Below are 798 nucleotides of genomic sequence, written 5' to 3'. Positions count from 1 at the left end.
CGTGCTGGCGATCAACTACCTCGACGGATTGGAGAGGATTCAGCGGAACGGATACATCCGCGACCTCGTCATCAGGAGAATCAACAGTCTGGATGGCCGCGGCGACATCGATGTCGAGCAAACGCTGCTGAACCACGCTCGGGGAACGATCGAACCACACTGGATCCGCAACGAGACCGAGTACGACAACGCTGCCAACTCGTTGCTCCATTACGCGGGGAAAACGCTCCTTCGACTCTTCCGGCAGAAATCCTCGGAGAACGACCACCCCGCCTATGATCGGATCTTCTCCGAAGTCCATCGAGAGGTGGAACGGCTGGAGAGTATGGGCGTCGATAGCGGGCTGGATCGGATGGACGAGTACCGGGAAATTTCGCTTCACGATCTCCCAAAACAGCGCCGATACTATCAGAAAGCGTTCGACGTTTCCAAGGCGGTGATGTCCTCGTCCCTCGGCCAACAACTGCGTGACGGGCCGCGAGAATTGGTCGTGGACTACGTCCTGAATATGGAGTCGCTGTTCGAACAGTACTCTCAGGTCGTCATCGAACGGGAGCTCAATTACATCAAATCCTACGACCACCTCGGTGACCTGGATGACGTTACTCCGGTTCGGTCACCATCGGTTAAGCCGTTCGAGGGGGAAGGCCAGATCTACCACGAGCCCGACCACGCGCTCCAGGAAGGTGACGAAACCATCGCAGTACTGGACTCGAAGTACTACGCGGAAGGCCACGATCCGGTGAAAGAGTCACCATCCCGTTCCAGATTGTTCAGCTACGCATACCTGCTCCACAC

At 56.9% G+C, this 798-nt stretch carries 1 pseudogene; it reads left to right on the top strand.

The features are described 5' to 3' along the window. Positions 1-798: pseudogene (locus tag DVK07_RS20025) on the top strand (restriction endonuclease); the annotation flags it as partial.

Source organism: Halorubrum sp. Atlit-26R (genome assembly GCF_003666015.1).
Lineage (GTDB): Archaea > Halobacteriota > Halobacteria > Halobacteriales > Haloferacaceae > Halorubrum.
This window is presented reverse-complemented; position numbering and strand designations above follow the sequence as displayed.